The sequence below is a fragment of the Acetobacterium sp. KB-1 genome (genome assembly GCF_003260995.1).
GTDB lineage: Bacteria > Bacillota > Clostridia > Eubacteriales > Eubacteriaceae > Acetobacterium > Acetobacterium carbinolicum.
The window spans coordinates 209,449-222,788 of the sequence record NZ_CP030040.1 but is presented as its reverse complement, the minus strand read 5'-3'; the positions used below and the strand labels follow the sequence as shown (position 1 = coordinate 222,788).

The 13,340-nt window shown below is 41.9% G+C and carries 10 protein-coding genes; all 10 read right to left on the bottom strand.

Features of this window, described 5'->3' with window-relative positions; all coding sequences use genetic code 11:
- Window positions 1–5: 5 nt before the first annotated feature.
- Entirely contained in the window at window positions 6–458 is a 453-nt protein-coding gene (gene dtd, locus DOZ58_RS01055) for a D-aminoacyl-tRNA deacylase (RefSeq protein WP_111886600.1), read from the bottom strand.
- A gap of 9 nt (window positions 459–467) precedes the next feature.
- Window positions 468–2,639, bottom strand: coding sequence for a bifunctional (p)ppGpp synthetase/guanosine-3',5'-bis(diphosphate) 3'-pyrophosphohydrolase (locus tag DOZ58_RS01050; RefSeq protein ID WP_111886599.1), 2,172 nt, complete (start codon window positions 2,637–2,639; stop codon window positions 468–470).
- A gap of 32 nt (window positions 2,640–2,671) precedes the next feature.
- A complete protein-coding gene (locus tag DOZ58_RS01045; protein ID WP_111886598.1) occupies window positions 2,672–3,190 on the bottom strand; it encodes an adenine phosphoribosyltransferase in 519 nt (172 codons plus the stop codon).
- Window positions 3,191–3,202: 12 nt separating this feature from the next.
- Complete coding sequence (gene recJ, locus DOZ58_RS01040; RefSeq protein WP_204355448.1) at window positions 3,203–5,221, bottom strand: single-stranded-DNA-specific exonuclease RecJ; 2,019 nt, start codon at window positions 5,219–5,221, stop codon at window positions 3,203–3,205.
- Window positions 5,222–5,435: 214 nt separating this feature from the next.
- The gene (gene secF / locus DOZ58_RS01035) at window positions 5,436–6,329 is read right to left on the bottom strand and encodes a protein translocase subunit SecF (protein WP_111886596.1); all 894 of its coding nucleotides are present in this window, start codon (window positions 6,327–6,329) and stop codon (window positions 5,436–5,438) included.
- A 13-nt stretch (window positions 6,330–6,342) separates the two neighbouring features.
- Complete coding sequence (gene secD, locus DOZ58_RS01030; protein WP_111886595.1) at window positions 6,343–7,611, bottom strand: protein translocase subunit SecD; 1,269 nt, start codon at window positions 7,609–7,611, stop codon at window positions 6,343–6,345.
- A gap of 27 nt (window positions 7,612–7,638) precedes the next feature.
- Window positions 7,639–9,114, bottom strand: coding sequence for a glutamate--tRNA ligase (gene gltX, locus DOZ58_RS01025; protein WP_111886594.1), 1,476 nt, complete (start codon window positions 9,112–9,114; stop codon window positions 7,639–7,641).
- Window positions 9,115–9,190: 76 nt separating this feature from the next.
- Window positions 9,191–10,123 (bottom strand): tRNA epoxyqueuosine(34) reductase QueG, encoded by a 933-nt coding sequence (gene queG, locus DOZ58_RS01020; RefSeq protein WP_111886593.1) that lies wholly within the window; start codon window positions 10,121–10,123, stop codon window positions 9,191–9,193.
- A gap of 144 nt (window positions 10,124–10,267) precedes the next feature.
- Window positions 10,268–10,852 (bottom strand): ribosome biogenesis GTP-binding protein YihA/YsxC, encoded by a 585-nt coding sequence (gene yihA / locus DOZ58_RS01015; protein ID WP_111886592.1) that lies wholly within the window; start codon window positions 10,850–10,852, stop codon window positions 10,268–10,270.
- Between the two features lie 36 nt (window positions 10,853–10,888).
- Window positions 10,889–13,273, bottom strand: a complete 2,385-nt coding sequence (lon, locus tag DOZ58_RS01010) for an endopeptidase La (protein WP_111886591.1) — start codon at window positions 13,271–13,273, stop codon at window positions 10,889–10,891.
- Between the last annotated feature and the right edge of the window lie 67 nt (window positions 13,274–13,340).

Below are 13,340 nucleotides of genomic sequence, written 5' to 3'. Positions count from 1 at the left end.
TTTATCTAAAATTTCTTTTCACTGTCAAGTAACAAAGTTACCGGCCCGTCATTGACGATTAAGACTTCCATTTCGGCCTGAAAAACACCGGTTTCAATTTTCTTTATTGGCTGATCTTTCAATTTATCAACAAAAATAGCATATTTTTTCTCGGCCTGGTCCACTGGGCCACTTCGGGTAAAGCCTGGGCGCCGCCCTTTTCGACAGTCACCATAAAGGGTGAACTGAGAAACCAGCAAAAGTTCCCCATCCACATCAAGAATGGACCGATTCATTTTTCCATCAGCATCTTCAAATATTCTCAGGTTGACCAGTTTATTAATAATATAGTCCATATCGGTTTCGGTATCGTCTTCTTTAATTCCGAGAAGTACATTGAGTCCTTCGGCAATTTTTCCCACCGACTCATTACCAATCCGTACTTCTGAAGCGGATACCCGCTGTATGACTGCCCGCATAACGTCTCCTTATACTCGGTAAATCTGGATAATTTCTTTTATTTTGTTTAAATTTTTAATTAATAAATTTAGTTCCCGACGGCTTTTAACTTCAAGGGTGGCTGAAAAAAAGTCGTATTCATTTTTTTCATTTTTGGCATTGAGCGCGGTCACGGGTATGCCCATATCGAGAAAAGTCTTTGAAATCTGGATGATCGTTCCAGGGGATTCCTTAGCTTTGATGTGAATTTCTGCTGTAAAAGAACCCGTACTGTATTTATTCCATTCCACTTCCACAATCCGATTGGGATCGGTAAGGTTTAAAACATTAGAACAATCCGCTCGATGAACAGAAATACCCCGCCCTTTAGTAATGTACCCAACTATTTTATCGCCGGGCACCGGATTACAGCATTTAGCAAAATGAACATCAATTTCATTATGTCCGGCAACAATGACGGTGCTACTGGTTTTCTTGGCATCCTTGGTGGGCTTTTTTAAAACAATTTCTTCAACTTCTTCAGGAAATTCCTTGGGAAAAAGCAGTTTCATTTTCTGAAAAACAGTTCCAATTTTTATCCCATTATAACCAATGGCAGCATAAAAATCATTGAGGTTTTTAAAACTGCATTTTTCAGCCAGAAGTTCCAGGTTATTCAAGTTCAAAAGATTAGAGTGTTGCAACCCCTCACGCTTGATTTCCCGTTCCAGAATACTTCGACCCTTTTGCACATTTTCGTCTTTTTCTTCTTTTTTAAAATACTGCTTAATTTTATTCCGGGCGTGGGCACTTTTGACAAAGGTCAACCAGTCCCGACTGGGGCCGTTGGAATTTTTAGAAGTCATGACTTCGACGATGTCCCCGCTTTTTAAAGGGCTGTTCAGTGGCACAATTTTATTGTTTACCCGAGCCCCGACGCAGCTGTTTCCGATATCACTATGAATCCGATAGGCAAAATCTAGGGGACATGATCCCGCCGGCAACGGAACCACCGCACCTTTGGGTGAAAAAACATAGACCTCTTCGTTTAGCAGATCCACCTTGATGGTTTCCACTAGTTCCCCGGCGTCTTCCGAATTACGCTGGAGTTCAAGCATTTGGCGCAGCCAGGACATCTGTACTTCATACTTGTTGTCCTTGGCATCCATTCGGCCTTCTTTATACTTCCAGTGAGCGGCAATCCCATACTCTGCGGTTTCATGCATTTCTCTGGTGCGAATCTGAATTTCAAAGGGCTCCCCTTTGGGGCCCATAACCGTTGTATGAATGGATTGATAGAGATTGGGTTTAGGCATCGCAATATAGTCTTTAAACCGTCCCGGAATCGGCGTCCATTGAGAATGAACCACTCCCAGGACGCCATAACAATCTTTTAATGAATCCACAATAACCCGAACTGCAATCAGATCATAGATTTCATCAAAGCTGCGGTTCTGATTCTTCATTTTTCGATAGATGCTATAAAAATGTTTAGATCGTCCGTAAATTTCAGCATGCGTGCCGACTTTATCAATTTCTTTAGCTAAAACATCAATTACATCAGCAATATAAGCTTCCCGGGCACTTTTTTTAATTTTAATTTTCTGAACCAGATCATAATATCCCTCTGGGTCCAGATACTTTAGTGCTAAATCTTCAAGCTCCCACTTGATCGTAGAAATTCCCAGCCGATTTGCCAAGGGTGCATAAATATCAAGCGTTTCTTTGGCTTTTTCAAGCTGCTTTGCTTCGCGCATGTATTCCAGGGTCCGCATATTATGTAGCCGGTCAACCAGCTTGATTAGAATAACCCGAATATCTTTCGACATCGCCAGAATCATTTTGCGAAGGTTTTCGGCCTGACTTTCCTCTTTGGATTGAAAACCAATCCGTCCAATTTTTGTGACACCTTCGACCAAATCTGCAATATCTTCATTAAACTCTTCCTTGATATAATCATAGGAATAGATGGTATCTTCAATTACATCATGTAAAATGGCAGCAACAATTGTTTCTGTATCCATTTGCATTTCAGCTAGAATGTAAGCAACAGAAACCGGATGAATTACATAGTCCTCTCCAGACAAACGTTTCTGATCTTTATGGGCTTCCCTAGCCAGGTCATAGGCCTTATTGATCATATCCGTTTCGGCATCTGGATTGTTAGCTTTTACCAGGTTTATTACATTGTCAATTTTTCCTTTTACTGCGTCATTATCCATATCGTTTCTGCCTTTTTAATTAATGAGTACTTTTAGTAGGGGTAGGTCACAATCGAGTGTACAAAATAATTCTTAAGCAGCTCGCGGCCGCCTAAATCTGTCAGTTCAATCAGCGTAATAATACCTGAAATTTCCCCACCCAGATTTTCGATCAGTTTAGTCGCCGCCATCATGGTTCCGCCGGTGGCCAATAAATCATCGACGATGATAATCCGGTCTCCCGGCTTGATGGCATTTTTTTGCATCTCCACAACATTTGATCCGTATTCCAAATCATAGGCTTCTGATGAAATTTCACCAGGTAATTTACCTGGTTTTCTTATCGGCACCAGACCCGCTCCGATTAAATAAGCCAGTGGCGTGCCAAAGATATAGCCCCTGGCTTCTGGAATTACGATGATGTTTGCATCCAGAGCTTTTGCAACCTTAGCCATCTCGTCAATGACATACTGAAAAGCCTTGGGGTTTAAAATCAGGCTGTTAATATCCTTAAAGCTAATGCCTTCTTTTGGAAAATCTTCATAAATGCCAATATTCTCTTTTAGATCCATCTTAAATCTCCCTTATCGTTCACTAATCATTTTTTTTAATTTTATCATTAGTTTCGTGTTTTGAATATCCTTTTTTTTCCTTGTTTCTATTATTTTGGAAAAAAGCAAACCATCCTTAAATCCATACGCAATCAACCCGACTTCCCTTAATACTTCACATGCCATTAAAAAATGAAATGGCGATAGGTCAGGATTCTTTTTTGAGTAAACGGATATCCCACTTCCTGACGCATTACCAAGGATAAGATAAACGTGTTTGACCGTCTCTCGCAGTAAATGCAAATCTCCAGGATTAATGTTATCCGTTGCCAAGTCAATTAAAGCTCCTGGATTTTCTGATTGGACAATCGCTTTTACTAAACGCTTGGCCGTTTCCAAATTCCAGATGGGATTCAACCTGATGTCTTTTACCAACAATTGCAGGGTTTTATTTCCCCGATATTCATTTGCGTCTAAACGACATAACAATTCCACGCCCTGATAACCAGTCAGCGCTAAATCCGGCTGCGTGCGATAAAAATCACCAAACCCAAAACCAACGCCCTTGATATCATTTCTCAAGCTCAAACGTAAATGATTAGCTTCCTTCCCCATGGTTCCCATTGAAATAATGTCTGGCTTGTCAATGACAAACTGTACCCCGGGATTACCAAGACCGCAGGGTTCAAAACGAGAACAGACTTCAAAAAGTTCCCAGGTGATTTCATCTTCACTGATAATGGCATCATAGGGAATTTTTCTGATCAGGTGCTTTTTTATTCCAACAGACTCCCCGTAATTTTTGATTTTTTCAATCATTGTTCCAATATTTTGTGCTTTAATACTAAAACCAGCAGCTTGATCATGGCCGCCGTAACTGCTGAAATATTCGCCACAGGACTTAAGCGCCTCAAAAATATTAAACCCTTCAACACTGCGACACGATGCCTTCCCAATACCATCAACGACGCTGATAACGATCACCGGGCGATAGTATTTCTCCTGAATCCGGCTGGCTACAATACCAATCACCCCGGAGTGCCAGTTCTCACCCACAACGATCATGATATCATCCTTATTCAACTCCTGCGATTCGACTAGCACAAGGGCGTCCGCCAGGATAGCCAGCTCCAAATCCTGACGTTTACGATTCTCCTCACTTAAAAACTTAGCCAATTCCATCAGCTTTACCGGGTCGCTTCCGGTGAGTAAATCAACAATGTGATGTGCTTCACCTAAACGGCCGGCGGCATTAATCTTAGGACCCAAAACAAATCCAAAATGCCAGGCCTTTAACTGCGTCAATTCACTGGCTTCTATGAGTGCTCGAATGCCAGGATTTCTAGGACTAGAGTTTAAATACGCTAGTCCCAGAAAAACCAAGCTTCGATTCTCGTTCTGAAGCGGAACCAGATCAGCAACGGTGGCCAAAGCCACACACTCTACAGCATTCTGTAAATCCAGATCGACGTTTAACCGGATACTTATTGCTTGGGCCAGCTTAAAGGCCACACCAGCACCACATAATTCTTTAAAGGGATAGTTTGAACCGGGCACCTTGGGGTTAATGATTCCAAGTGCTGCCGGAAGCGTCCCATGACACTCATGATGATCGGTAATGATCACGTCCATTTTATGTTGATTGCAGAATTCGACTTGATCGTTGGCCGTAATGCCGTTATCGATCGTAATCAGCAGGCCTACCCCCTCGTCAACTAATGTCTGCAATGGCGTCGTATGAAGTCCATAACCTGTAATCAACCGATTAGGAATAAAATAGGTGACATTAAATCCATTGCTCTTAAGAAAGTGAAGCAGAATCGATACTCCCGTTGTGCCATCGGCGTCATAATCACCATAGAGACATATCTTTTCATTGGCTTCCTGCGCTTTTACAATCCGCTTTACAACTTTTTCCATATCATTAAAAAGAAACGGATCATGCAAATCATCATGAGAGGGATTGAGGTAACGTTTGGTTTGTAGAATCGAGTCCATCCCACGATTAATGAGTATTTCGGCAGCACGGCTTCCCAAATCCAAATTTTGCATTAACTGCTTTTTTAAACTTTCATAGTCTGATGGATTTAAATGACTGTTTTTATTTTTCCTCAATATCCATTTGGTTTTATCTGACATCTTTACCTCGAGACTGAATCCAAAATAAACTTCCTGAATTCTTTAACACCTAAAACGAAAGCGTCAGGGAGTTGCCTCCATGACGCCAAATCATTCTTAAATCACGTTTGTTATCTTTTTTGTAACACTAGTTTTTGAGCGCTGTTTTCTTGCTTGCCTGAAATTCTTTGACCTTACACCAAAGCGTACTGGCAACAAAGATCGACGAATAGGTTCCGCTTACAATCCCTACCATTAACGGTAATGCAAAATCCTGTACTGCCGGGACCCCAAAGACATACAAGGCGCCGATCGCCAGTAAGGTAGTAAATGACGTATTGATACTTCGTTGTAGCGTTTGAGATACACTGGTATCAACTAAGTTAGCGAAATCATATTTGCCGAATTTGGGACGGTTTTCCCGGATTCGGTCAAATACAACAATGGTATCATTGATGGAATAACCCAAAATCGTTAACAAGGCTGCGATTAATGGCGAATTGACTTGAATCTGGAAGATCGAGTAAACACCCAACACGATGATCAGATCATGGATTAAGGCAACCACTGCTGCTAGTCCAAACATAAATTCAAAACGAAAGGTAATGTATACCAGCATCAGTAAAACCGCGACAACAGCAGCAATCATGGCACTGTTGGCCATCTCCGCACCGATTGAAGGGCTCACTGTATCAATCGATAACAAGTCGGTATCCTCTAAATTGTATTTTTCCTGAAACTTAGCAAATAATGCCTGTCGGTCATCAGTTGATAAGTCTTTTTTAGTGGAAATAATCACCTGAGTTTTGGCTTCACCGGCATAGGTCACATCGGCACTTGAGTCATACTCTTCAATCAATGCCTTGGCATCACTGGTTTCAAAGGGTGTATTAAGTTCAATGGTTACAATGGTTCCGCCAATAAAGTCAATGCCGAAATTTAGTCCATTGATAAATAGCGAACCGATACTGATGGCAATAAGTATCAATGAGAAGGCAAACCATATTTTGCTTTTTTCTACTACTTGAATGTTCTTTTTCATTATGGTCTCCTTTCTATATTCCGTAAAACGTATTGCTTTTAAACAATTCCGTTTTTACAAGTAAAATAATCAGTTGCTTGGTAATCACAACGGCGGTAAACATACTCACCAGTATTCCTAAAATCAAGGTGACGGCAAATCCCTGGACACTCCCACTTCCTAAAAAGAAGAGGACAAAACCGGCAATTAATGTGGTCACATTTGAATCCAGAATCGTTTTAAACGCTCTTGAAAAACCATTGTCAATCGCTGTCAGCAAGGATTTCCCTAATCGTGCCTCTTCTTTGATTCGCTCAAAAATAATAACATTGGCATCTACTGCCATCCCAATGGTGAGAATCAGACCAGCAATACCCGGCAGTGTCAAAGTGACATTGAGAGCTGTCAAAATAATCATAAAAAAGATGATAAAGATAACCAGTGCCAGATCGGCAATAATTCCCAGACCACGGTAAAAAACGAGCATAAAGATGAGTACCAGGCCAATTCCGATCATCCCGGCATAAATGCTTTTATCGAGGGAATTCTGACCTAAGGTTGGTCCCACTGTTCTTACTTCAATGGGTACCAGTTTGACTGGCAGGGCCCCGCCACGAATGAGTGAGGCCAGATTTCCCGCTTCATCGATGTTTCCAATGCCTTCAATCACAGCTTCTCCGTTAGTAATTGCCACGTTAACCGTTGGTGACGAAATAATTTCGTCATCCAGTTTAATCTTAATCGCCTGTCCAATGTATTTTTGGGTGGCATCAGCAAAAAGCTTTGTACCTTCATCGCTGAATTTTAAGGTAACAACCGCTTTTTCTAAGCCTGAACTATCTGTTTGCATAACACCCTTGGAATCAACAACGTCTTTCCCAGTTAGGATAACGGTTTCGTCAGGTCCCACAAATTCCAACTGGGCTGTTTTTCCGATGAGTGTCAGTGCTTCTTCCTGATCACTAACTGATGGAATCGAAACCCGGATCCGGTTATCACCCTGTTTGGTGATCGTTGGTTCTGAAACGCCCAGGGTATCAATTCGCTGCCGAATCGTTAGCATGGCGGACTCAATTTTTTCTGCCGTCACTGGGTCATCATCCGTTGCTTCAGCTTCCAAGACTACATTTACCCCGCCGGTTAAATCCAAGCCGTAGTTGATATTATTGCCAACATTACCGATGTCATAAACACCCACTGACACCCCACTAAAGAGTATATATCCCACTAACGCAATAAACAGTGTAATCAGGATCAATTGAATGCCGCTTTTTCTCTTATTATTTGATTTTTGCTTACTCATGTGCTTTCCTCCTTTGTTTTTAATTTATCATTGCATAATCGATGCAACTGACTTGATTCGGCTTAAAACCTCATCTTTTCCCAATACATCCATAATTAAAGTCAGATCCGGTCCATGCATTTCCCCTGTGATCATGATCCGGGCTGGCATAAAGAGCATCTTTCCTTTTATTTTTTCTTCTTTTTGAATTTCTTTGAGCATCGCTTTTCCTCGGGCGGCGTCCAGTACTTCGGTCGCCTCGATTTTAGCAATAAGGGCTTCATAAAGGCGTTTTGACGATTCTTCGTGTAATAATGCCAGCGCTTCCTCGTCCTCAATGATAAAATCATTTTTAAAGATCAATTCCAGTTCCTGAGGTGCCTGGGCAAAATATTCAATCCGATCTCTTAAAATCTGTGCAACCTTGAATAGCCATTCCTGTTTTGCTGCTACTTCTTCCTGAGTAATCACCGCGGCATCGACTAAAAAAGGCGTCAGATGACTAACCAGCGCTTCGATTGGTAATTCTTTGATATAATGGGCATTCATCCAGTTGAGCTTGGCCCGATCAAAAACAGCTCCAGATTTATTGATTCGTGAAAGATCAAACGCCTCGATCAATTCCGCCATGGAAAATATTTCTTGTTCATTCTCCGGACTCCAACCAAGTAATGCCAGAAAATTAACCAACGCTTCCGGCAAATACCCTTTCGCCAAAAAATCACCTACTGATACGTCACCCTGGCGTTTGCTAAGCTTTTTACGGTCATCATTTAAGATATTGGGCAAATGAACAAATTTGGGCGGTTCCCAGCCAAAACATTCATAAAGATAGGTGTGTTTTGGTGTTGATGGCAACCACTCCTCTCCCCGAATAACGTGGGTAATCGCCATCAGATGATCATCAACGACGACCGCCATGTGATAGGTCGGGAATCCATCTGCTTTTAGCAGCACCTGATCATCCAAGTCGTTGGTATTCATCTCAATGACTCCCCTAACCATATCATCAAAGGTAATTACATGGTTTTCCGGTAATTTCAATCGGACGGTGTAGGGTAGCCCCGCTTCAAGCTTAGATGTGATTTCCGCTTTTGATAATTCTCGACATTTGCCATCGTACTTAGGGGTTTCGCCCTTTTCCTTTTGGCTATTTCTGACCTCATCCAACCGATCTTTAGTACAGAAACAATAATAAGCTTGTCCCTGATCCAGGAGTATCTCAATATATTTTTTGTAGATATCCAGGCGTTGCGACTGAATATAAGGGCCATGCTGACCTTTTTGAATGACCTTATGATGTTCTTTTATTAAGCCTTCATCGGGAATTACACCAGTCATGTTCAGTGCATCCAGTAAATTATCCACCGCACCTTGTTCTAACCGTGTTTGATCGGTATCTTCAAGACGAAGCAGAAATTCTCCGTCCATTTTTTTCGCATATAAATAGTTGTACAGTGCTGTCCGTAGGCTTCCAACATGAACATTCCCTGTTGGGCTCGGTGCAAAGCGATCTCGTATCATTTTTCCTCCATGTTTAACTAAAATAAATATAAAAAGTTCTTTAACTTAATTATTATAACACTTAATCTGCAATTATTCATGCCTTTTTTAGGATTAGTTGGGCATTTCGCATAAGATTTTTTTTACCCCGCCATCCACTTGCTGTTTTTCCATAACGAATTTTATAGTCCCTGTTCGTCAACATCAGAATTTCTGACAGCGGTGGCGAGGCGGTCTCTGCTTCAATCCAAAAGGCTTTCTCCCGCGTTTTCTTCAGGTCCTGGTTGTAGGGACACACCTGCTGGCAAAGATCACATCCATAGAGATAGGTGCTGATCCGGTTTTCTTCATCGGGTGTAAGGGATTTCTTTTGCGTAAGATATGAAATACATCTTGACGGATCCAGGCTGAAGCCTTCGCCGAGGGCTTGATTGGGGCAAACATCCAGGCAGCGTCGACAAGTACCACAGCCATTTTCAACCAATTGGGGTTTTGTAAAGGTAATGTAAGTATCCACCAGTATTTGTCCGATAAAGAAAAACGAACCGAAATGGTGATTGATCAGACAATTGTTTTTACCGAAAAAGCCCAAACCGGCACGGTAAGCCGATCCCCGATCAACTAACGGACTATTATCAACAAACACCTGATAATTCATCGGTAATTCTCCTGAATTTTGCCGTTCATCGTTTATGGCTTGCATCAATTCATTCATTTTTCGCCTCAACACCCGATGATAATCTTCTCCCCAGCTAACTGAAGCAAAATGACCACGCAGTTGACCATCCACGATTCCCTCAAAGGTCTGATAGTTATTGACACCGATAACAATCCCCGCTTTTGCAAACGGATAGGCGCTGCGATAATCAATCCTTTCAATGGGCACTCCCCCCTCAAAACCAGTGGATAATCCAGCCTGGTGACGCTTGAGCAAATGAGGTAGACATTCTGTTAGCGGTTCCACCGCAAAAAAACCAACAAGATCGATTTCGAGTTGTTTTGCCAAACACCGAATTTTTTCTTCAGTCATCGTTTACCTCATTTCTAATCACCGCAGAACTGGAAAAAGCTTCCTGCTAATAGGAAGCTTTTTCCAAGACAACAACGCAAAGTTCAGATCAGTTCGATCATTCTAACGTAGTCATCTGCTTGTATCCCATCAGGAAGCCCTTTTTTACTTTAAGACCTTTTCAATGTGTTCCCAAACTTCTTCCTTACCCAGCTTTGTTTCTGCTGAAAAAAGAATCACTTCCCGGGAACTTCTCAGATTCAATGATTTGGCAATATGGCTAAGTGATTTTTTTTGATTAGTTTTTGATATTTTATCCGCCTTGGTGCCGATAATCATGGGATTAAGACCGTAATGGACCAACCATTCATACATCAGCAAATCGTCTTCGGAAGGATCATGCCGGGAGTCAATAAGCTGAAAAATCATTGCGACATTTTCTCTGTTTCTTAAGTATTTCTCAATCATTTTTCCCCATTTTTCCCGTTCCGTTTTTGAAGCTTTGGCATAGCCGTATCCGGGCATATCGACAAAGTGAAACCGGTCATTAATCCGATAGAAATTCATGGTTTGGGTTTTTCCCGGTTGAGAGCTGGTTCGTGCCAGTCTGCGACGTTCAATCAAGGTGTTAACAAAGGTTGACTTTCCAACATTTGAACGCCCCAGCAGCACTATTTCTGGTAGATTGTCATCCGGGTACTGAGCTTCCGCCACAGCACTGATGACAATCTCTGCTTTTGTTACTTTCATTACGTTCTCCATTTCCTGGGAGTCTGGTCAATCTCTTTATTGTAACTGTTTAAAGACGATTTTTGTAACCTCGCTCATTTTTGAAACAGACTGAATATGTAAAGCCTCCAAAACGACATTTGGGACATCTTCCAGATCTTTTTCATTTTCTTTTGGTAAAATAATTTCTTTGATTCCGGCGCGATGGGCGGCTGTCAATTTTTCCCGCAGTCCACCAATTGGCAGAACTCGACCGCTCAGAGTTATTTCCCCGGTCATCGCTAAATTTTGCGGCACTGGCGTATTGGTCAGTGATGAAATCAGGGCTGTCGTAACGGTGATCCCTGCCGATGGACCATCCTTAGGGACGGCACCCTCTGGCACATGGAGATGAATATCTTTTTTAGAGTAAAAATCTGACTCGATCCCCAACACCGCAGCCTGAGAACGAATGTAACTAATGCCCGCTTTGACAGATTCTTTCATGACATCACCAAGCTGACCGGTAATTTCAATCTTTCCAGTCCCATCGACAACAATCACTTCAATTTGCAGGGTATCGCCACCAACTGGTGTCCAGGCTAAACCATTGACCAGACCGACTTCTTTTTTGTCACCAACGGTATCAAAGGAGTAACGATGCTTTCCTAAGAATTTTTCCAGGTTCTTCTGGGTAATGCTGATACTTTTTTTCTTATGCTCAACAATTTCTTTGGCGGCGACCCGACAAACCTGGGCAATTTTTCGCTCCAGTTCCCGGACACCGGACTCTCTGGTGTAATACTCAATGGTATTTTTAATCACCGCTTCACTAAATTTACAGGTCGATTTTTTTAACCCATGAATTTCTAATTGTTTTGGAATTAGATAACGCTGCGCTATTTCTACTTTTTCACTTTCAACATAGCCGTTTACTTCAATGATTTCCATACGATCCAGTAGTGGCCTGGGAATACTTGATAACGAATTGGCCGTTGTCAAGAAAAGTACCTGGGATAAGTCAAAAGGCAGTTCCAGATAGTGATCGGTAAAGGTATTATTTTGCTCTGGATCTAACACTTCTAAAAGTGCTGAGGCCGGGTCACCATTGAAATCCTGTCCCAACTTATCAATCTCATCCAGTAAAAACAGTGGATTCCGGGTTCCGCATTTTTTAATGTTGTAAAGAATCCGTCCGGGAATAGCACCAATATAGGTTCGTCGATGACCTCGTATTTCAGCTTCATCCCGCATCCCGCCCAATGACATCCGAACATATTCACGGTTAAGTGCCCGGGCAATAGATTTTGCGATCGATGTTTTACCCACTCCAGGTGGTCCCACCAGACAGATTATTGGTGATTTCAAGCTTTTTGAAAGCTGGAGCACTGAGATATACTCCAGTATTCGCTCCTTTACCTTTTTTAAGGCGTAATGATCTTCATCCAATATTTTTCTGGCAATTGAAACATCGATGGTTTCTTCGGTTAATGTATTCCAGGGAAGATCGAGTATCCATTCCACATAAGTCTGAATTAACCCCGCTTCAGAAGAACCCTGTGGTACTTTATTTAATCGGTTAAGCTCTCCTAAAACCTTATCCCGAACCTCATCGGCAACATCCAGGGCGGCCAATCGTTCCCGATAAACATCCAGTTCATTTTGAACGTCGCCTTCTCCTAATTCATTTTGAATCACTTTTATCTGTTCCCGAAGATAATACTCCCGCTGGTGCTTATACATTTCACTGCGAACTTTTTCGTCGATATTGTGTTCAATCTTAATCATTTCCACTTCTTCGACTAGAATTTCATAAGTCAGCACCAATCGTTTATTCACATCGGTTTCCTGGATCAGTCGCTGGCTATCTTCCAGATCTAAAAACAAATTGGCGCCGATAATATCAATCAGCTGATCGGGATCATCCAAGGAATCCATTGCCAGAATCAGATCGGTAGCGACCTTCCGGGTCACATTCATATAATTGGCAAACGACTCTCGAATCATTCGGACTAATGTGCGATTCTCTTTTGTATCATAGTACACCGAACGAACCGGTCTGGTGGTAACTAGAAAATAGGGATCCAAGCTTTCAAATTCGACAATTTCCCGTCTTTCCTGAACTTCAACCAGAACTCTGACAAGATTATCTGGCATTTTAAGCAATTGTTTGACCTTGACTCTGCAACCAATACGATAAAAGTCATCCGGGTTGATATCTTCTTTGATGACTTCCTTTTGGGTGACTAAAAATGCCATCTGGTCCCGCTCCATCGCAGCTTCTAACGCTTTGACAGACTTTTCTCGGCCCACATCAAAATGAACCACCATACCTGGAAACACACTCATTCCCCGTAGCGGTATGAGTGGCAGGGTTTCTTTTTCCTGAACAAATAGCTCCGGTTCAGTCAGACCGATCGGGTCAGTATTTTCTTCCGGAATTTCTTTTTTTTCGATACTCAAATTAATCAACTCCTTACCGCTTTTATTATAATAGTATTTTACTATTTCTGATAAGCCAAACTTTAAA

Bases quoted from the DNA above. Each gene is read 5' to 3' on its own strand.
- dtd (WP_111886600.1), bottom strand. From the start codon at position 458: ATGCGGGCAGTCATACAGCGGGTATCCGCTTCAGAAGTACGGATTGGT.
- DOZ58_RS01050 (WP_111886599.1), bottom strand. From the start codon at position 2,639: ATGGATAATGACGCAGTAAAAGGAAAAATTGACAATGTAATAAACCTG.
- DOZ58_RS01045 (WP_111886598.1), bottom strand. From the start codon at position 3,190: ATGGATCTAAAAGAGAATATTGGCATTTATGAAGATTTTCCAAAAGAA.
- recJ (WP_204355448.1), bottom strand. From the start codon at position 5,221: ATGCAAAATTTGGATTTGGGAAGCCGTGCTGCCGAAATACTCATTAAT.
- secF (WP_111886596.1), bottom strand. From the start codon at position 6,329: ATGAAAAAGAACATTCAAGTAGTAGAAAAAAGCAAAATATGGTTTGCC.
- secD (WP_111886595.1), bottom strand. From the start codon at position 7,611: ATGAGTAAGCAAAAATCAAATAATAAGAGAAAAAGCGGCATTCAATTG.
- gltX (WP_111886594.1), bottom strand. From the start codon at position 9,114: ATGATACGAGATCGCTTTGCACCGAGCCCAACAGGGAATGTTCATGTT.
- queG (WP_111886593.1), bottom strand. From the start codon at position 10,123: ATGACTGAAGAAAAAATTCGGTGTTTGGCAAAACAACTCGAAATCGAT.
- yihA (WP_111886592.1), bottom strand. From the start codon at position 10,852: ATGAAAGTAACAAAAGCAGAGATTGTCATCAGTGCTGTGGCGGAAGCT.